Raw genomic sequence first — 19,494 nt, forward strand, 5'->3', positions numbered from 1 at the left:
CGGTCCTGCCTCGCTTCCTCGGGTAGCATCTTTGTGCAAGAGCCCCTTGCGCTATTGCGCCAGGGGCTTCGTCTATTCCGGGGCATCCGGTCCGACGGTTGTGCGACCAACGGCGGTCGCGGTGGTACGCGGCGGTGAACCTTACGCCCAAGCCCCCGACCTTGGACATGCCCCGCCCGGAAGGGGTGTACGCGCGTGCCCGCACTTGTGCTGCTCGGTGCTCAGTGGGGTGACGAAGGCAAGGGAAAGGCGACGGACCTGCTCGGTGGCTCCGTCGACTATGTGGTGCGTTACCAGGGCGGCAACAACGCCGGCCACACGGTCGTCGTGGGCGACCAGAAGTACGCGCTTCACCTGCTCCCTTCCGGAATCCTGTCGCCCGGCTGTACGCCGGTCATCGGTAACGGTGTCGTCGTCGACCCGTCGGTCCTGCTCTCCGAGCTGAGCGGTCTGAACGAGCGTGGCGTCGACACGTCCAAGCTCCTGATCAGTGGTAACGCGCACATCATCACGCCGTACAACGTGACCGTCGACAAGGTGACGGAACGCTTCCTCGGCAAGCGCAAGATCGGCACGACCGGGCGGGGCATCGGCCCGACCTACGCCGACAAGATCAACCGCGTGGGCATCCGGGTCCAGGACCTGTACGACGAGTCGATCCTGACCCAGAAGGTCGAGGCGGCCCTCGACGTCAAGAACCAGATCCTCACCAAGCTCTACAACCGGCGCGCGATCGCCGTGAGCCAGGTGGTGGAGGAGCTGCTGGGCTACGCCGAGCAGATCAAGCCGTACGTCGCCGACACGGTCCTGGTCCTCAACCAGGCGCTGGAGGACGACAAGGTCGTCCTCTTCGAGGGCGGCCAGGGCACGCTGCTGGACATCGACCACGGCACGTACCCCTTCGTCACGTCCAGCAACCCGACCGCCGGCGGCGCCTGCACCGGTGCCGGCGTGGGCCCGACGAAGATCAGCCGGGTCATCGGCATCCTCAAGGCCTACACGACCCGCGTCGGCGCGGGTCCGTTCCCGACCGAGCTGTTCGACGAGGACGGCGAGGCCCTGCGCCGCATCGGCGGCGAGCGCGGTGTCACCACCGGCCGCGACCGCCGCTGCGGCTGGTTCGACGCGGTCATCGCCCGCTACGCCACCCGCGTCAACGGCCTGACCGACTTCTTCCTCACCAAGCTCGACGTCCTCACCGGCTGGGAGCAGATCCCGGTCTGCGTGGCCTACGAGATCGACGGCAGGCGCGTCGAGGAACTGCCGTACTCCCAGACCGACTTCCACCACGCGAAGCCGGTCTACGAGATGCTGCCGGGCTGGAGCGAGGACATCAGCAAGGCGAAGTCCTTCTCCGACCTCCCCAAGAACGCCCAGAACTACGTCAAGGCGCTGGAGGAGATGTCCGGCGCGCCGATCTCCGCGATCGGCGTGGGCCCGGGCCGCGACGAGACGATCGAGATCAACTCGTTCCTCTGACGGCGCCTTTCCAGCCCGGGGACCGGGATCTGACGGGACGGCCGGTGCGGTGACCCCGGCCGGCCTTCCCGCCCCGGCGTCGCACGTCAGCTGAAGACGATCATCGAGCCCTGCGCCAGGGAGCGGGTCGCCGCCGCGTGCAGGCCCAGCCAGACGTGCCGTTCGCGGGCGAAGGGACTGGGGTCGTACGGGGCCGGAACGGCCGGTTCCTCCAGCTCCGTGGGGGCCGTGGGCGGGGCGGGGGGCGCCGGGGGGTTCGCCGGGTCGATGCCGATGACCGGGGCGACGTGCTGGAGTTCCCGCAGCAGCGTCTGGGACGAGCCCAACGGGCCGCCGCCCGCGAGGAGTTCGTCGTTCGACAGCGGGTGCGGGAAGTCCACGGGGACGTACGCGCCCGCGTGGTCGTAGTGCCAGACCAGGTGGGACTGCTGGGCGGTCGACTCGAACATCTCCAGCAACTGCTCGTAGTCGCCGCCCAGTTCGTCCACCGGGGTCACCGGCAGGCCGCAGACCTGGAGCAGGTGGGCGCGACGCAGGAAGTGCAGGGCGTCGTAGTCGAAACCGGCGACCGGGGCGACGTCACCGGACAGGCCCGGCATGTACTGGTACACCGGCACCGGCGGCAGGCCGGCCTCGGCGAGCGCCTTGTTGTACTGCGCGAGTTCCTCGGCGAAGGGGTTGTCCGGGGTGTGGCACAACACGTCCACGAGCGGTACCAGCCACAGGTCACAGGCCAAAAGAGGGCTCCTACGTCGGCAGGCGCGCGGTCACGCGGCAGCAGGTGGTCAGGGAAGGGTAGTCGGTACGGCCCCGGGGCGGCTCCCTCGAGTGCGGACCGGATGGGCCGTACCGGTCACTTACCCGTTGGTCAGGTGTTCCAGCAGCGCCAGCGAGTCGGCGTTGGAGGCGGCGACGATCGCGCGGGCCGTCTCGGCCTCGCGCCGGGCGAGCGCGTCGACCAGCTCGGTGTGCCCGGACCAGAGCCGGCCGCGCAGGTCCGGCAGGCGCAGCAGGTGCTGCACCGCGCAGACCCAGGACTGCACGCGCAGGCGGTGCAGGAAGTCACCGAGGTAGGGGTTGCCGAAAAGGGCGCTCAGCTCGCGCCAGAAGCGCAGGTCGTAGCCGATGAGGACCGTGAGGTCGCCGGCGCTCGCGGCCCGCTGGGCCTCCTCGCCGCGGCGGCGCACGGTGGCCAGGGCCGCGGTCGTGCGGGGATCCCCCGGCGGGGTGCGGAAGGCGGGGTGGCCCGCGGTGAGGGCCTGGAACATGCCGTCGGTGACCAGGCTGCGCGCCTCGATCATGTTCCGGTAGTCGGTGACCGAGTACTCGGGCACCCGGAAGCCGCGGTGCTGGTCGGCCTCCAGGATGCCCTGCGCGGACAGGTCGACCAGCGCCTCGCGGACGGGGGTGGCGGAGACGCCGTACTGGTCGGCTATCTCCTTCACGGTGAACGCCCGGCCCGGGCGCAGCCGGCCCGCCAGCACCTCGTCACGGAGCGCGTCCGCGATCTGCTGGCGCAGGGTGCTGCGCGTCACGGTGCCGTTGCCGGGCATGTCCGTGCCTCTCCTCACACGTCCGGGTGACGTACTCGTACGGACTCGCGATCTACGCGAGTCGCTGTTACTTACGAGCACGTCACCTTACGCGTTCGGACCCGCCCGGCGGCAGGCACGGTACGGTCACACCGTGTGTTCGTCGGCGACGCTCAACGCGGCGTCGAGCGCGGCCAGCCCCTCCTTCAGCTCGGACTCGCTCGCGTTGCACGGCGGGACCACGTGGGTGCGGTTCATGTTCACGAACGGCCACAGACCGTGCCGCTTGGCGGCGGCCGTGAACGCGGCCATCGGGGCGTTGGCCTCGCCGGCCGCGTTGTACGGCACCAGCGGCTCCCGGGTCTCCCGGTTCTTCACCAGGTCCAGCGCCCAGAACATGCCGACACCGCGCACCTCGCCGACGCTCGGGTGCCGCTCGGCCAGCTCGGCGAGGCCGGGGCCGACGACGCTCTCGCCGAGCCGTTTGGCGTTCTCCACCACGCCCTCCTCCGCCATCACGTTGATCGTGGCGACGGCGGCGGCGCAGGCCAGCGGGTGGCCGGAGTAGGTGAGGCCGCCGGGGTAGGGCCGCTTGCCGAACGTCTCCGCGATCTCCTGCGAGATGGCCACACCGCCGAGCGGGACGTAACCGGAGTTCACGCCCTTGGCGAAGGTCATCAGGTCCGGGACGACGCCGAACAGGTCGGCCGCGAACCACTCGCCGGTCCGGCCGAACCCGGCCATGACCTCGTCCAGGATGAAGACGATGCCGTACTTGTCGCACAGCTCGCGCACCCCGGCCAGGTAGCCGGGCGGCGGGACCATGATCCCGGCGGTGCCCGGGATGGTCTCCAGGATGATCGCCGCGATGGTCGCCGGGCCCTCGAAGGCGATCGTCGTCTCCAGGTGCTCCAGCGCCCGGGCGCACTCCTGCTCCTCGGTCTCGGCGTAGAAGCGGGAGCGGTACGGGAACGGCGCCCAGAAGTGGACGACACCGGCGGCGGCGCCGTCGGAGGCCCACCGGCGCGGGTCACCGGTGATGTTGATGGCCTGCTGGGTGCCGCCGTGGTACGAGCGGTACGCCGAGAGGACCTTCGGGCGGCCCGTGTGCAGCCGGGCCATGCGCACCGCGTGCTCGACGGCGTCCGCGCCGCCGTTGGTGAAGAAGATCCTGTCCAGGTCGCCGGGGGTCCGCTCGGCGATCAGCCGGGCCGCCTCCGAGCGGGCCTCGACGGCGAACGCGGGCGCGAACGTCGTCAGCTTCGCGGCCTGCTCCTGGATCGCCGCGACGACCTTCGGGTGCTGGTAGCCGATGTTGGTGAAGACGAGTCCGCTGGTGAAGTCCAGGTACCGGGTGCCGTCGTAGTCCCAGAAGTACGACCCCTCGGCGCCGGCGACGGCGAGCGGGTCGATGAGGTCCTGGGCCGACCAGGAGTGGAAGACGTGCGCACGGTCCGCGGCCTTCACCGCGGCGCCGGCTTCGGGGCTGGGCTGAGGGGTCATGCGGCCGAGCGTAGATGTCCGCGATGCGGAAGTCCTATCGGCGTCCTGTTCCGTGGGCGGGGCCAAAGCGCGACAGGTTGTCGACGGCGCGCGGCGGCGCGCGGCGGCGGGAGACCGGCCGGGGACCGGCCGGGGATCGCCGGAGGAGGAACCTCCTGTCGTACGACCGCACTATTCTCGGTCGTCGCAGACCTATGGGGGGAAGGCGGGCGCGGATGGAGAAGCTGGGTCCGGGGGATCCGCAGGGAATCGGTGCGTACCGGCTGCTGGCGCGGCTCGGCGCCGGCGGTATGGGGCAGGTGTACCTGGCGCGGTCGGACCGGGGGCGGACCGTCGCCGTGAAGCTCGTGCGGGAGGAACTGGCCGCGCAGGAGGAGTTCCGGGCGCGGTTCCGGCAGGAGGTGCGGGCCGCACGCCGGGTCGGCGGGTACTGGACCGCGCCCGTGCTGGACGCGGACACCGAGGCGGCCGTGCCGTGGGTGGCCACCGGGTACGTGGCCGGGCCCAGCCTCCAGCAGGTCGTCGGGCACGACCACGGGGCACTGCCCGAGCGGTCGGTACGGATCCTCGCCGCCGGGCTCGCCCACGCGCTGAAGGACATCCACGCGGCCGGGATCGTGCACCGGGACCTCAAGCCGTCCAACGTGCTCGTCACCATCGACGGGCCCCGCGTGATCGACTTCGGGATCGCCCGGGCGCGGGAGACGGCGACCGCCGGCGGGGAGGGGCTCACCCGGACCGGGGCGCTCGTCGGGTCGCCGGGGTTCATGGCGCCCGAGCAGGTCCGCGGCGACCGGGTCACGCCGGCGTGCGACGTGTTCTGCCTCGGGTCCGTGCTGGCGTACGCGGCGACCGGGACGTCGCCGTTCGGCAACGCCGACAGCGGCGCGCACGCGCTGATGTTCCGGATCGCCCAGGAGGAGCCGGATCTCACCGGGGTGCCGGAGGGGATCGCCGACCTCGTCCGGGACTGCCTGCGCAAGGAGCCGGGAGCCCGGCCCTCGCTGGACGCGATCCTGGAGCGGACGGGGGTGGAGGACACCGTGGCCGAGGGGCGGTCCCGGGACCCCTGGCTGCCGAGCGCGCTGGTCGCGCAGCTGGGCAGGCATGCGGTGCGGCTGCTGGAGGTCGAGGACCCCGAGCGGGACGCGGGTCCGGCGCCCGCTCCGGGCGGGGGATCCGGGCAAGCCGCCGGCTCCGGGGACGAGCATGCCGCTGTCTCCGACGGCGGGGACGCCGGGAGCGCCGATCGCCTGCCCACCGTGGTCTCCGCCCAGGCTCCGCCGCCCCCCGGTGTGCCGCCCGTGCCTGCCGGGTTCGGACCGGCGTACGGGGTGCCGCAGCCGCAGCCGGCGTACCCGCCGCAGCCGCCGTATCCCCGGCAGCCGTACGCACAGCCGCATCCGCCGCACGCCCAGCCCGTCGGCCACGGGTATCCGCCGCCCGGCTCCACCCCGCCGTACGGGCCGCCCACCGTCGGCGTCCCGGTGGACGCCGAGCGGCGCAACGGGCGGTCCACGGCGCTCCTCGTCGTGATCGCGCTGGTCGTCGCGCTGGGCGCGGGCGGTTCGGTGTACGCGCTGATGAGGAACGGCGGCGGCACCGACGACAAGGGCGGCGGCACGGTCGGCCCGGCGCCCACCGCCACCTCCGGGCCGCCGGACGACTCCGGCGCGCCCTCCCCGTCCGCGACTCAGGAGTCGTCCCCCTCTCCCTCCGCCTCCGCGGCCGGCGCCGTACCGGACGCCTATCTGGGCACCTGGCGGACGACCATCGACAACGCGAACGGCGCCAACACCCGCGAACTGACCATCCGGCAGGGCGAGGTGGGCGACACCGTGCTGACGCTGGTCGCGGACGGGCCGACCGAGGGCGGCGGGTCGTACCACTGCGTCTTCGAGGCTGAGCTGGCCGAACAGCCCGGTGCCGGCGGCCCGTTGGAGATCGGCCCGTCCACCGTGACCACCGGCGAACCCGCCTCCTCCTGCACCCCGGGCGAGGCCACCGAGGTCACCCTGCTGCCGGACGGACGGCTGAAGCGGGCGAAGGCGAGCGGCGGGGAGAGCCTGACGTACACCAAGGACTGACCGCGACGACCGGCAACGCGCGCTGTCCCCAGGTTCCCCGCGTCCCTCCGGGGGCAGGCGCGACCGGTCGGCCGTGGCTACCGCGGCTCCGGGGGCCGTTGCCGGGGCATGTTCGGGCGGCTGCCGTTCGCCGGGGGCAGGGGGAAGCGGGCGCCGGGGGCACCGGTCTCCTGGCGCGGTACCGTCGCCACCGCCGTCTGGATGCCCAGCGGTGCGGAACCCGTGCGGAACTCCACCATCCAGTCGGTCGTCTCCGTGCGCACCAGCTCGACGACGTCCTCCGAGAACCGCCGCAGCACCGTCAGACACCGCTCGGCCGCCTCGCTCGCCGTGCCCTCCGCCGGCCCCAGCACCTCCCGCACGCACTCCGAGGCCCAGTCGAACTGCAACGCCTGGAGCCGCCGGTGCACCGCCTGGGCCGTGGCCACGTCCCTCATCCAGCCGGACGTGACCCCGAAAAACCGGTCGATGCCGACGCAGGACACCGCGAGCAGCAGCGCCAGGCAGCCCCAGGGTGCCACCCCGCCGGCCACCCCGGTCAGATCCAGCAGCGGCAGCGCCGCCCCGGACACCGCCCCGGCCGCCGCCCCGACCCGCAGCACGCGCGCCCCGCGCCGCTTCCACACCCGGTCCCGCAGATACCAGGCGGCCGTCTCCAGTGCCCGCCGCTCCACCCACCGGTACAACTCGTCCAGCCGCTCGGCGGGTTCGCCCCAGTCCCCGAGCGGGAAGGGCCGCCCGGTCAGATCGCCCGGCCGCAGCCCGGCCGCACCCTCGCCCCGCCCGTCCTGAGGCGGACCCTCGGGCTGCATCTCCGGCTGACCCACCCGGCACTCCCTACTGATCACGACCGGTCACGTTGCGTGACATCCCCTGACGACGCGCGGCCACCTTCCTACCGCCCAACGGGTGGCGGAGAGGGGGCTTTCCCGGCTTTTCCGCCCGTAAGAGGGCCTTGATCAGGTATAGGACTCACGTTGTTCTCACCCGAAAGAGTGGCGGAGCAGTGGCCGCGTGGACCACGTAGGCTCATTCACGACGGAGAAAAGACGTCGGACGAGACGCGAGGAGCTGATCGTGATCCCCGGTGGTGGCCAGCCCAACATGCAGCAGTTGCTCCAGCAGGCCCAGAAGATGCAGCAGGACCTGCAGCGGGCGCAGGAGGAACTGGCGAACACGGAGGTCGACGGCCAGGCGGGCGGCGGTCTGGTGAAGGCCACCGTCACCGGCGCGGGCGAGCTGCGGGCCCTGAAGATCGACCCGAAGGCGGTGGACCCGGAGGACACCGAGACCCTCGCCGACCTGATCGTGGCGGCCGTCCAGGCGGCCAACGAGAACGCGCAGGCGCTCCAGCAGCAGAAGCTCGGCCCGCTGGCCCAGGGGCTGGGCGGCGGCAGCGGCATCCCGGGCCTGCCGTTCTGACGCCTCCGCCTTCCGGGCGGAGGCGCGAGGCAACTACCGTACGTACCGAAAGGTCTCCAGGAAGGGCAGTCCGTTGTACGAAGGCGTGGTCCAGGACCTCATCGACGAGCTGGGGCGGCTGCCCGGCGTCGGTCCCAAGAGCGCGCAGCGGATCGCCTTCCACATCCTGCAGGCAGAGCCGACGGACGTGAAGCGGCTCGCGCAGGCGCTCCTGGAGGTGAAGGCGAAGGTCCGCTTCTGTGCGACCTGCGGCAACGTGGCGCAGGAGGAGCTGTGCGGCATCTGCCGCGACCCGCGCCGCGACCCCTCCGTCATCTGCGTGGTGGAGGAACCGAAGGACGTCGTCGCCATCGAGCGCACCCGCGAGTTCCGGGGCCGGTACCACGTGCTGGGCGGCGCGATCAGCCCGATCGAGGGCGTGGGACCCGACGACCTGCGTATACGAGAACTTCTCGCGCGGTTGGCCGACGGGACGGTCACGGAACTGATCCTGGCCACGGACCCGAATCTGGAAGGCGAGGCGACGGCGACGTACCTCGCCCGCATGATCAAGCCCATGGGCCTGAAGGTCACCCGCCTGGCCAGCGGCCTCCCGGTGGGTGGCGACCTGGAATACGCGGACGAGGTGACCCTCGGCCGCGCCTTCGAGGGGAGACGACTCCTAGATGTCTGACGCCACACTGCACGCCTCGACGCAGAACCCGGACGACTTCGTGGTCCAGATCGCGGACCAGGTCGAGAGCTTCCTGGTGGCCGTCACCGAGGTGGCGAAGGGCGACGAGCCCGAATCGGCGGTCCCCTTCCTCCTCCTTGAGGTCTCCCAGCTCCTGCTGGCCGGCGGCCGGCTGGGCGCGCACGAGGACATCGTCCCCGAGGAGCGCTACGAGCCCGACCCGGGCCCCGAGCCGGACGTGGACGAACTGCGCGAGAACTACGCGCGGCTGCTGGACCCGATCGACGTCTACTCCGAGGTCTTCGACCCGTACGAGCCCCGCAAGGCGCCGGTGCCGGCGCGGATCTCCGACGACCTCGCCGACATCATCACCGACCTCCGCCACGGCATGGTCCACTACCGCGCGGGCCGTACGACCGAGGCCCTGTGGTGGTGGCAGTTCTCCTACTTCTCCAACTGGGGCCCGACGGCCTCCGCCGTCCTGCGCGCCCTCCAGTCCGTCCTCATCCACGTCCGCCTCAACCAGCCCCTGGAGGAGCTGGACGGCCTGGACACGGACCAGGCCGCCATGGGCGACGAGACCCTGGAGTTCGAGGCGGGCCGCGTCATGGCCGAGGAGATCGGCGGCCCCCTGGGCATCCGCCCCGGGAAGTAGCCGGATCGGGCCGGAGCCGGGCCCGGTGTCCTGTGAGCCGGGGCACTTTCCGAGTGGTGTGCCGATCGCTGGGCAGGGGTCGAGACCGAGCGGGCGGACGTCTCACCATGCGGGAGCAGGGTGGTGGAATTCGGACGCTCGATAGACTGAGCCGACACAAACGAACCGAGCGAGGAGCGCACGTGGGCCTTGTCGTGCAGAAGTACGGAGGCTCCTCCGTAGCCGATGCCGAAGGCATCAAGCGCGTCGCCAAGCGGATCGTGGAAGCGAAGAAGAACGGCAACCAGGTTGTCGTCGTCGTTTCCGCGATGGGCGACACGACGGACGAGCTGATCGATCTCGCCGAGCAGGTCTCTCCCATGCCTGCCGGGCGGGAATTCGACATGCTGCTGACCGCCGGAGAGCGGATCTCCATGGCCCTGCTGGCGATGGCGATCAAAAACCTGGGCCACGAGGCCCAGTCCTTCACCGGCAGCCAGGCAGGCGTCATCACCGACTCGGTCCACAACAAAGCCCGGATCATCGACGTCACGCCGGGGCGGATCAGGACGGCTCTCGACGAGGGCAACATCGCCATCGTCGCCGGGTTCCAGGGCGTGAGCGCCGACAAGAAGGACATCACCACGCTGGGCCGCGGCGGGTCGGACACCACCGCCGTGGCGCTCGCCGCCGCGCTCGACGCCGAGGTCTGCGAGATCTACACCGACGTCGACGGCGTGTTCACCGCCGACCCGCGCGTGGTGAAGAAGGCGAAGAAGATCGACTGGATCTCCTTCGAGGACATGCTGGAGCTCGCGGCCTCCGGCTCCAAGGTGCTGCTCCACCGCTGTGTGGAGTACGCCCGCCGCTACAACATCCCGATCCACGTCCGGTCGTCCTTCAGCGGACTGCAGGGCACGTGGGTCAGCAGTGAGCCGATTGGGGACAAGAAGGTGGAGCAGGCCATCATCTCCGGTGTCGCGCACGACACCTCCGAGGCCAAGATCACGGTCGTCGGTGTGCCGGACAAGCCGGGTGAGGCCGCCGCGATCTTCCGGACCATCGCCGATGCCGAGATCAACATCGACATGGTCGTGCAGAACGTGTCCGCCGCCTCCACCGGCCTGACGGACATCTCCTTCACGCTGCCGAAGACCGAGGGCCGCAAGGCCATCGACGCGCTGGAGAAGAACCGCTCCGGCATCGGCTTCGACTCGCTGCGCTACGACGACCAGATCGGCAAGATCTCCCTGGTCGGCGCCGGTATGAAGACCAACCCGGGCGTCACCGCCGCGTTCTTCGAGGCGCTCAGCGACGCCGGTGTGAACATCGAGCTGATCTCGACCTCCGAGATCCGCATCTCGGTGGTCACCCGCGCCGACGACGTGCCGGAGGCCGTCCGCGCCGTGCACACCGCCTTCGGTCTGGACTCCGACAGCGACGAGGCCGTCGTCTACGGCGGCACCGGCCGATGAGCCGGGACACGCGCCGATGACCGGCAGGCCGACGCTCGCGGTCGTGGGTGCGACCGGAGCCGTCGGCACGGTCATGCTCCAGATCCTGTCCCAGCGCGCGGACGTCTGGGGCGAGATCCGCCTGATCGCCTCCCCGCGCTCGGCCGGCCGCAAGCTGGCCGTGCGCGGCGAGGAGGTCGAGGTGGTGGCCCTGACGGAGGACGCCTTCGCCGGGGTCGACATCGCGCTGTTCGACGTCCCGGACGAGGTCGCCGCCGTGTGGGCGCCGGTCGCCGCCGCGCGCGGCGCGGTCGTCGTCGACAACTCCGGTGCCTTCCGCATGGACCCGGACGTGCCGCTCGTCGTGCCCGAGATCAACGCGCACGCCGTACGGTCCCGGCCGCGCGGGATCGTCGCCAACCCCAACTGCACGACGCTGACGATGATCGTCGCCCTGGGCGCGCTGCACGCCGAGTTCGGGCTGCGCGAGCTGGTGGTGTCGTCGTACCAGGCGGTGAGCGGGGCCGGGCGGGCCGGCGTGGAGACGCTGCGGGCCCAGCTGTCCCTGGTCGCCGGCACGGAGCTGGGGACCAAGCCCGGGGACGTGCGGCGGGCCGTCGGGGACGACACCGGGCCGTTCCCGGAGCCGGTCGCGCTGAACGTCGTACCGTGGGCCGGGTCGCTACGGGAGGACGGCTGGTCGTCGGAGGAGATGAAGGTCCGCGACGAGTCCCGGAAGATCCTCGGCCTGCCGGCGCTGCCGGTGGCCGTGACCTGTGTCCGTGTGCCGGTGATCACCACCCACTCGCTGACCGTCCACGCCCGCTTCCAGCGGGAGGTCGGTGTCGACGGCGCCCGCGAGATCCTCGCGACCGCGCCGGGCGTGGTGCTGTGCGACGACCCGGCCGCCGGTGAGTTCCCCACCCCCGCCGACGTGGTGGGCACCGACCCGACCTGGGTCGGCCGGGTGCGCCGGGCCCTGGACGACCCGACCGCACTGGAGCTCTTCGTCTGCGGCGACAACCTGCGCAAGGGTGCCGCGCTGAACTGCGCGCAGATCGCGGAGCTGATCGCGGCGGAGATGTCCGCCCCCACATAGCCGTTGAACTTTGTAGGATCTCTGTAAGCACTGTGGCCGGGAGCATGGTCCAAATCCCTTGAACCACTCCCTGTCCACGGCAGAGGATTTCCCTCCCCGCCTTCCGCAACCGTACGGAGGCGGGGAGCGTCTTTGCGGTCACCCTTCCGGGACCTGGGGACGTGATGACCTTGGCGTGGGGACGCCGCGGTCGGGGCGTGGGGGCGCCCGTTCATATGGGACATAAGGGAAGAGCGGGACGCATGACGGCACTTGAGGCGCCGCCGGTTGTCGCACATGTGACGCCCGGCACGTACAACCCCCGAGGGGGGAAGCGTGTCCAACAGGCGTGGCAGAGGTACTCGAACTCAGTGTGGCCCGCGGCGGCACGGCCCTGCGGCCCCGCGCGGCGCTCCGGCCCCGCCCGCCCGGCGGCATGCCGGTGATCGCGCCCATGCCCGCAGCGCGGCCCGCCCGCATACCCAGTCAGCGTGACGGCGCCGAGGAGTCCGCGGGTGCCGTGGCGGCCGAGGCCGCCGGCACGACCGTCGACCACCTCACCGAGACCTACCGGGCGCACTACCGCTCGCTGCTCGGCCTGGCCGCGCTCCTCCTCGACGACACCGCCTCCTGCGAGGACGTCGTCCAGGAGGCGTTCATCCGCGTCCACTCGGCCCGCAAGCGCGTCCGCGACCCGGAGAAGACCCTCGCCTACCTGCGGCAGACGGTCGTCAACCTCTCCCGCTCCACGCTGCGCCGGCGCATCCTCGGCCTGAAGCTGCTCTCCAAGCCGATGCCCGACATGGCGAGCGCGGAAGAGGGCGCCTACGACCGGCTGGAGCGCCGTGACCTCATCAAGGCGATGAAGGGGCTCCAGCGCCGCCAGCGCGAGGTGCTCGTGCTGCGCTACTTCGCGGACATGACCGAGGCCCAGGTCGCCGAGACGCTCGGCATATCCCTCGGCTCGGTCAAGGCGTACGGTTCGCGGGGGATCGCCGCGCTGCGGGTGGCCATGGGGACACCGGCATGAGCGACCACGCCGAAGGGGGTGCCTCCCATGACGGTCACTCCCACGAGCGCCACTCCCACGAACGTCATGAGCCCTACGCCTGGCACGAGCCGACAGAGCGCCACAGGCAACAGCACACGCCCTCGCACGCTGGGAACGGAACTGTGAACCACGGCCCCGACGACCAGGGCCCGGAGAGGCTCGACGGAGTCCACAGCCCGGACGGGCCCGACTCCGACGAACTGGCCCTGCGCCGGCTGCTGCACTCGGCGGTCGACGACATCGAACCGCGCACCGGCACCCTGGACCACCTGCGCCGGGCCGTCCCCGCGCGCCGCGCCCGCAAGCGCCAGGCGGCGGTCGGAATGGCCGCGGCGGCCCTCTTCATCGGCACCGCGATCCCCGCCCTCGTACACGTCTCCCAGGCCGGCGGCTCCGACCCCAACACCGCGATGGCCGGCCAGTCCTCCCAGGCCCAGGGCGGCACCGGGCAGGGCAAGGACAAGGGCACCGGCAAGGGCGGCAGGCAGGACGCCGGCAGCACCACGGCCCAGCCCGGCAAGGAGTCCGGCCGGCCCGACGACAAGGCCACCAAGCCCGGCAGCGGCGGTGGCTCCACCGGCGCCGCCGACCCCTCCGCCACGGCGGCCTCGGGCGTCCCGCTCTGCACCGCCACCCAGCTGGGCTCCGCCACCGGCAGCGCGAACGCGCCCGACACCGCGGGGGTCGTCTACGGCACCTTCCGCGTCACCAACATCTCCGGCACCGCCTGCACGGTCGCCGGCGCCGGCAGCATCACGCCCACCGCCCAGGGCGCGGCCGACCCGGCCAAGATCGTCACCGCCCGGCACGTGGCCGGCGACGCGGCGACCGCCCTGCCCGACCCGTCCCAGGAGGTCACGGGGCTGGTCCTCCAGCCGGGCGCGGCCTACGAGGAGAAGTTCGCCTTCGTCCCCTCGGAGACCTGCCCCACCACCGGCGGCGACGGCACTCCCAGCGACCCCGGTCCGACCGGCCCGACGCCCGATCCGTCGCCCACCCAGAGCGCCTCCGGCGCCACCACCGACAGCACCGGCACGGAGGGCACGAGCCCGCAGCTCGCCACCGAGGACGGCACCGCCGACGGCAGCGTCACGGTGACCCACACGGCACAGGGCGGCTCACCGGCGGCGACGGCGGTGGTGCCCGGGGCGTGCGCGGGGACGGTCTACTACACCGGGGTCCTCGCGGGCGCCTGACGCCCCCGCCGGGGAGGGGGCGCACCGACGCCGTTCGTCCGGGGAACGTGCGCGGCCGCGGGCCCGTCGTGGCCGCTCGCGCCGTTCCCCGCACCCCTTCGGTGCGCGGGTCAGCCGGCCGGTACCGGGGACTGCTCCGACTCCTCCGGCACCAGCCCGAGCGCCGCGTCCCGCTGGAACTCCAGCTCGCGTCGCAGCAGGCGGAACCACATGAAGACCACGAAGCCCGCGAACACGAACCACTCGCCGGTGTAACCGAGGTTCTGGAACGCCTTGAGGTCCAGCCCCGTACCGCCCGGCGCGCTCGCGGGCACGGCCTTCATGCCGGCGTCGCCCCGGTCCAGGGTGACCCAGGCGTCGTACAGCCGGTACGGCACCAGGTTCACCAGCGACGCCGAGCTGATCGCCGACGTCTGCCCGGCGGGGAGCCCGCCCTGCGCGCTGACCCCGTTGTCCCCCGGCGTCTCGGGCGCCTGGAGCGCACCGGTGACGGTGACCTCACCACGGGGCGGCGCGGGCGCCTTCGCCGCGTCCGCCGTGCCCGGCAGCCAGCCCCGCACCACCGGCAGCGCCTTGCCGGAGCCGGTACGCAGCAGGGTCAGGACGTAGAAGCCGCGCTTGCCGTCCAGCTCCCGCCCCGGCACCAGCAACTGCTCCCCGTACCGCCCGCTCGCCGTGACCCGCCGGCCCGACGTGCTCTTGTCGACGGGCAGCATCGAGTCCAGCGGACGCGCGGCCTCGCCCCGGTCGGACGCGGCCTGCTCGGTGGCGGCGCGGTGGTCCTGCACCCGCCCCTCGAACCGGCTCAGCTGCCACGACCCCATGAAGACGCAGAACGGGATGGCGAGCAGCACGAAGACGTTGATGCCCCACCAGCGGGGTGTCAGCAGAAACCGGTACACGCCCTCCACGGTACGGCGCCCGCCCCGGTGTCCCGGCCTCGGGTCAGCTCTTGCTCGCCCTCAGGGAGTAGATCAGCGGGATCCGCGGATGGCCCGCCGGGAAGCGGTGGTAGCCGTCGCGCACCTCGAAGTTCCCGAAGCGCGGGAAGAGCGACACGTCGTGCTCGTGCAGGAACTCGATGCGCAGGCCCGCCGCGGCGAGCGCGGACACCACGTCCCCGAGGGGGTGCGGCCACTCCACGCTGCGGTTGTGGACGGTGACGGCGTCCGGGTCGGCGTAGGTCCCCGGTTCGTTCCACACCTGCGGCTCCCGGGCGAGGTAGTCGCGCACGAACCGGGTGCCGGTCTCGTCGTCCAGGGCCTCGGTGATCGGGTGGAACTCGGCGAGGTACAGGAACCCGCCGGGCGCGACGAGCGACGCGGCCGTCCGCGCCCAGCGCCTCAGGTCCGGCAGCCAGCACAGGGCGCCCAGCCCGGTGTACACGATGTCGTACTCCGGCTCGGGAACGGCGGTGGCCGCGTCGTACACGTCGCTGGTGACGAAGGCCGCCCGGTCGGGGCCGTAGCCGAGGTCGGCGGCGAGGGCGCGGGCCGCCTCCACCGCGGGTGCGGAGAAGTCGAGGCCGACGACACGGGCGGCGCCGCGGTGGACCCAGGAGAGGGTGTCGGTGCCGATGTGGCACTGCAGGTGCAGCAGCGACTTCCCGGTGACGTCCCCGACCTCCGCCTTCTCGAAGTCCCGCAGGGCGTCCCGGCGGGTGCGGAAGCCGTCGAGGTCGTAGAAGGACCCGGCGACGTGGAGGGGGACCCTCTCGTCCCACATGGCCCTGTTGTCCTCGCGCCAGCCGTCGGGGACGGACGGGGACGGCGGCCCGGGTGTGGACGCAGAAGCAGTGGAAACGCTCATGCCGCGGAAGTTATCCACAGGCTGCGCACACCCGCCACCCAATTGTCGCTGCGGCCAGGCACTATGGGCGCATGACTGGGGCCATGAACGACAGCGGTACGCCGAGCACGCAGCACACACCGGAGATGCCGGACTGGGAGAAGCGCTTCAGGGCGCCCCGGGTGTCACTGCCCGACTGGGCGGAGGACGCGCCGGACCGCTCCCTGTTCGTGTCGAACGCGACGGGGACGTACGAGCTGTACGCCTGGGACAGGGCGACGGGTGAGCAGCGGCAGGCGACGAACCGGCCGAACGGCACGACCGACGGCGTGCTCTCCCCGGACGGCGCCTGGATCTGGTGGTTCGACGACAAGGACGGCGACGAGTTCGGCATCTGGCGCCGCCAGCCCTTCACGGGCGGCCCGGACGAACCCGCCGTGCCCGGTCTCGACCCGTCCTACCCGGCCGGGCTGGCCCTGTCCCGCGACGGCCGCACGGCGGTCGTCGGCCGCTCCACCGACGAGGAGGGCACGACGATCCACCTCGCCCGCCAGGGCGCGGACCCGGTGGAGATCTACCGCCACCGCGAGTCGGCGGGCGTCGGCGACCTCTCGCACGACGGCTCCCTGATCGCCATCGAGCACACCGAGCACGGCGACGCCATGCACGCGGCCCTGCGGGTGCTCCGCCCGGACGGCACGACGGTCGCCGAGCTGGACGACACCAAGGGCGGCACGCAGGAGCTGGGCCTGGAGGTGCTCGGCTTCGCGCCGGTCGACGGCGACACCCGGCTGCTCATCGGCCACCAGCGCCGGGGCCGCTGGGAACCGCTGGTGTGGGACGTGGCCACCGGCGAGGAGACCGACCTGGCCCTCGACCTGCCCGGTGACGTCAGCGCCGAGTGGTACCCGGACGGCTCGGCCCTGCTCATCGTCCACGGCTTCGAGGCCCGCAGCGAGCTGTTCCGGTACGACGTCGCGACCCGCGAGCTGACCCGCATCCCCACCCCGTCCGGCACGGTCTCCGGCGCGACCGCCCGCCCCGACGGCAGCGTGGAGTACCTGTGGTCGTCGGCCGCCGAGCCCCCGGCGGTCCGCTCCACGGCCGGCGGTGTGGTGCTGGACCCCCCGGGCATGGCGTGCCCGGCGTCGGTGCCGGTGGAGGACGTGTGGGTGCGGGGCCCCGGCGGCCGCATCCACGCGCTGATCCAGAAGCCCGCGGGTGCCACGGGCCCCCTCCCCACCGTCTTCGACCTGCACGGCGGCCCCACCTGGCACGACAGCGACTCCTTCGCGGCGGGCCCGGCCGCCTGGGTCGACCACGGGTACGCGGTGGTCCGCATCAACTACCGCGGCTCCACCGGCTACGGCCGCGCCTGGACGGACGCCCTCAAGCACCGCGTCGGCCTGATCGAGCTGGAGGACGTGGCGGCGGTGCGCGACTGGGCGGTCTCCTCCGGCCTCGCCGACCCCGCCCGCCTGATCCTGACCGGCGCCTCCTGGGGCGGCTACCTGACCCTGCTCGGCGTCGGCACCCAGCCGGAGGCCTGGGCGCTGGGGATCGCGGTGGTGCCCGTCGCGGACTACGTGACCGCGTACCACGACGAGATGGAGTCCCTGAAGGCCATGGACCGCACCCTGCTGGGCGGCACCCCGGAGCAGGTCCCGGAGCGCTTCGAGGCGTCCTCCCCGCTGACGTACGTCGACCAGGTCAAGGCCCCGGTCTACATCTCGGCGGGCGTCAACGACCCGCGCTGCCCGATCCGCCAGATCGACAACTACGTCAAGAGACTGGAGGCCCGGGGCGCGGTCCACGAGGTGTACCGGTACGACGCGGGGCACGGCTCGCTGGTGGTCGACGAGCGGATCAAGCAGGTCAGACTGGAGCTGGAATTCGCGGCACGGCACCTGCCGGCCTGATCCGGACGGCAGGGCCTGGGGTCAGCGCAGCTCCGCCAGGCCCCGACGGGTCGCGGCGACCACCACCCGGTCGCCCTTCTCCAGCACGTGCGCGGAAGAGGTGTCGGCGCGGCCCAGCAGTGCCAGGACCCGCCAGGACCCGGCCCGGAAGGCCTCCCGCACGGTCCGGCCCTCCAGCTGGGGGTGCCCGTCCACGTCCACCGCGGCGAACAGCAGCACCCTGCGCTCCACGGCGACGGCCCCGAGCACCTGCCGCCCCAGCATGGCCCCGGCGAACGCGGGGGCGGCCAGGTGCGTGACGCTCCGGCTCCGGGTCAGCGCCCGCGGGTAGGCGGTGCGGAGGGTGCGGTACACGGCGGTGGCGAAGTCGTCGTCGTACAGCCGCAGCACCACCCGCAGATCCGGCCGTACCGTCCGCGCGTAGAGCACGGCCTCCAGGTTGGTGGTGTCGGAGCTGGTCACCGCGAGCAGGGTCCGGGCCCGCTGGATCTGGGCGGCCTCCAGGACGCCTTCCTGGGTGACGTCCCCGAGCACCACCGGCACCCGCAGCCGGCGGGCGGTGGCGAGCCCTCGCGCCTCCGGGTCGGACTCGACGCACACCACGGGGACGTTCAGCTCCCGCAGCCGGGTCAGCACCCGGGTGCCGATCTTGCCGAGCCCGAGCAGGACGACGTGTCCGCTCAGGCCGCGCGGCGGCTTGCGCAGGGCGGAGGCGGTGCGGAAGGTGCCCAACGCCTCCAGCGCCGCGGCCAGCAGCACCGGCAGCAGCAGCAAGCCGACGAGCGCGGAGAGGAGTTGCAGGAGCTGGCGGCCCAGGGGCTCCTCGAGAGCCGGGTCGTCGATCGCGAACAGGTCGAGGAGGGTGATGTAGAAGGCGCGCAGCGGATGGATGCCGGTGACCACCCACAGGGCGACGGCGAGTCCGACCACGCAGCCGGCGAGCACGGCCAGGGACCAGCGCAGCCGCCGGGAGAAGAGCGAGCCGAGCGGCGGTACGCCGGTCATCGCGCGGCGGGCGGGCGCGGCCGGCTCGGCACCGGCCGGGGCGGAGACGTGTTCCAGCACCACGGCGTGCCGTCCGCCGGCCCGCCGGACCTCCTCGTCGTCGGGGAGCAGCCGGGGCTGCTGTTCCCCGGTGCCGTCCGGGCCGTCGGTGCCGGCCGGTTCGCCGCCCGAGAGCAGGGCGAGGGTGTACAGCCCGGCACCGGCGCCGGGACCGTCCCCGGGCAGCGGCCGTTCCACGGCCCGCAGCAGCAGGCCCTCCGCCTGGACGACCCGGCTGGTGCCGGCGACCGCGGTGGCCGCCAGCGCCGGTGCGGCGGTGTCGGCGTCGGACAGCACCGTGGTGGAGGTCTCGACGGCGGTGCCCGGGTCGCCGTCGTCCCCGGCGGCCAACGCGGCGGCCTGGTCGAGGAGTTCCTCGATGTGCTGGCCCAGCCGCCGGTTGTAGAGCCGGAGGACGAGCCGCAGCCGGGGGTTGAGCCGGCGGGCGGTCAGGGCGGCCCGGATGTTGGTCTCGTCGTCGTCGTACACCAGGGCCAGCGCGGCGGCCCGGGCCACGCCCGCCTCGGCGAGCACCGCCTCGGTCAGCTCGGCGGCCTCCAGCACCCCTTCGGCCTCCGGGCGTTGGCCGGCCGCGGCGCCCGCGGGCAGCCCGGCCGCGCCCGAACCGGCCACG

The 19,494-nt window shown here is 72.7% G+C and carries 17 protein-coding genes; 10 read left to right on the top strand and 7 right to left on the bottom strand.

The features are described from left to right. Window positions 1–195 precede the first annotated feature (195 nt). Window positions 196–1,479: an adenylosuccinate synthase gene (locus tag ABZV94_RS24805; protein WP_189891084.1), complete on the top strand. Its 1,284-nt coding sequence runs from the start codon at window positions 196–198 to the stop codon at window positions 1,477–1,479. Between the two features lie 86 nt (window positions 1,480–1,565). On the opposite strand, the gene ABZV94_RS24810 is transcribed toward ABZV94_RS24805, so the two are convergent. The 3 genes from ABZV94_RS24810 to ABZV94_RS24820 all read right to left on the bottom strand — a co-directional run bounded on the left by ABZV94_RS24810 (window position 1,566) and on the right by ABZV94_RS24820 (window position 4,514). Further along, complete coding sequence (locus ABZV94_RS24810; RefSeq protein ID WP_356343781.1) at window positions 1,566–2,216, bottom strand: hypothetical protein; 651 nt, start codon at window positions 2,214–2,216, stop codon at window positions 1,566–1,568. A 120-nt stretch (window positions 2,217–2,336) separates the two neighbouring features. After that, complete coding sequence (locus ABZV94_RS24815; protein ID WP_356343783.1) at window positions 2,337–3,032, bottom strand: GntR family transcriptional regulator; 696 nt, start codon at window positions 3,030–3,032, stop codon at window positions 2,337–2,339. 126 nt (window positions 3,033–3,158) lie between these two features. Then, entirely contained in the window at window positions 3,159–4,514 is a 1,356-nt protein-coding gene (locus ABZV94_RS24820; protein WP_356343785.1) for an aspartate aminotransferase family protein, read from the bottom strand. A gap of 215 nt (window positions 4,515–4,729) precedes the next feature. Between ABZV94_RS24820 and ABZV94_RS24825 the strand changes: the two genes are divergently transcribed. After that, window positions 4,730–6,601, top strand: coding sequence for a serine/threonine-protein kinase (locus ABZV94_RS24825; protein ID WP_356343788.1), 1,872 nt, complete (start codon window positions 4,730–4,732; stop codon window positions 6,599–6,601). 77 nt (window positions 6,602–6,678) lie between these two features. Here ABZV94_RS24825 and ABZV94_RS24830 read toward each other — a convergent pair whose 3' ends face one another. Beyond that, entirely contained in the window at window positions 6,679–7,428 is a 750-nt protein-coding gene (locus ABZV94_RS24830) for an SLATT domain-containing protein (protein ID WP_356343790.1), read from the bottom strand. A 250-nt stretch (window positions 7,429–7,678) separates the two neighbouring features. Here ABZV94_RS24830 and ABZV94_RS24835 point away from each other — a divergent pair, with 250 nt between their 5' ends. The 7 genes from ABZV94_RS24835 (at window position 7,679) to ABZV94_RS24865 (ending at window position 14,109) form a co-directional block, all read left to right on the top strand. Beyond that, window positions 7,679–8,023, top strand: a complete 345-nt coding sequence (locus tag ABZV94_RS24835; RefSeq protein WP_014673986.1) for a YbaB/EbfC family nucleoid-associated protein — start codon at window positions 7,679–7,681, stop codon at window positions 8,021–8,023. Between the two features lie 73 nt (window positions 8,024–8,096). Further along, window positions 8,097–8,696, top strand: coding sequence for a recombination mediator RecR (gene recR, locus ABZV94_RS24840; RefSeq protein WP_030342446.1), 600 nt, complete (start codon window positions 8,097–8,099; stop codon window positions 8,694–8,696). Further along, a complete protein-coding gene (locus ABZV94_RS24845) occupies window positions 8,689–9,351 on the top strand; it encodes a DUF5063 domain-containing protein (RefSeq protein ID WP_356343793.1) in 663 nt (220 codons plus the stop codon). The genes recR and ABZV94_RS24845 overlap by 8 nt, the downstream gene beginning before the upstream one ends. 182 nt (window positions 9,352–9,533) lie before the next feature. Beyond that, a complete protein-coding gene (locus ABZV94_RS24850; RefSeq protein ID WP_356343795.1) occupies window positions 9,534–10,805 on the top strand; it encodes an aspartate kinase in 1,272 nt (423 codons plus the stop codon). A 16-nt stretch (window positions 10,806–10,821) separates the two neighbouring features. Continuing rightward, a complete protein-coding gene (locus ABZV94_RS24855; RefSeq protein WP_356343798.1) occupies window positions 10,822–11,883 on the top strand; it encodes an aspartate-semialdehyde dehydrogenase in 1,062 nt (353 codons plus the stop codon). A 328-nt stretch (window positions 11,884–12,211) separates the two neighbouring features. Further along, entirely contained in the window at window positions 12,212–12,892 is a 681-nt protein-coding gene (locus ABZV94_RS24860; RefSeq protein ID WP_356343800.1) for a SigE family RNA polymerase sigma factor, read from the top strand. Between the two features lie 143 nt (window positions 12,893–13,035). Next, window positions 13,036–14,109, top strand: a complete 1,074-nt coding sequence (locus ABZV94_RS24865; RefSeq protein WP_356343803.1) for a hypothetical protein — start codon at window positions 13,036–13,038, stop codon at window positions 14,107–14,109. Window positions 14,110–14,219: 110 nt separating this feature from the next. Here ABZV94_RS24865 and ABZV94_RS24870 read toward each other — a convergent pair whose 3' ends face one another. Both ABZV94_RS24870 and ABZV94_RS24875 read right to left on the bottom strand, forming a co-directional pair. Further along, window positions 14,220–15,011, bottom strand: a complete 792-nt coding sequence (locus ABZV94_RS24870; RefSeq protein WP_356343805.1) for an SURF1 family protein — start codon at window positions 15,009–15,011, stop codon at window positions 14,220–14,222. Window positions 15,012–15,054: 43 nt separating this feature from the next. Continuing rightward, a complete protein-coding gene (locus ABZV94_RS24875; protein WP_356343807.1) occupies window positions 15,055–15,834 on the bottom strand; it encodes a class I SAM-dependent methyltransferase in 780 nt (259 codons plus the stop codon). Between the two features lie 167 nt (window positions 15,835–16,001). On the opposite strand from ABZV94_RS24875, the gene ABZV94_RS24880 reads away from it, so the two are divergent. Beyond that, window positions 16,002–17,816: a prolyl oligopeptidase family serine peptidase gene (locus ABZV94_RS24880; protein ID WP_356343810.1), complete on the top strand. Its 1,815-nt coding sequence runs from the start codon at window positions 16,002–16,004 to the stop codon at window positions 17,814–17,816. 21 nt (window positions 17,817–17,837) lie between these two features. On the opposite strand, the gene ABZV94_RS24885 is transcribed toward ABZV94_RS24880, so the two are convergent. Then, window positions 17,838–19,424 (bottom strand): NAD(P)-binding protein, encoded by a 1,587-nt coding sequence (locus ABZV94_RS24885; RefSeq protein ID WP_356343812.1) that lies wholly within the window; start codon window positions 19,422–19,424, stop codon window positions 17,838–17,840. Between the last annotated feature and the right edge of the window lie 70 nt (window positions 19,425–19,494).

The organism is Streptomyces sp. NPDC004658 (assembly GCF_040609555.1).
In the GTDB taxonomy this organism is placed as follows: Bacteria; Actinomycetota; Actinomycetes; order Streptomycetales; family Streptomycetaceae; genus Streptomyces.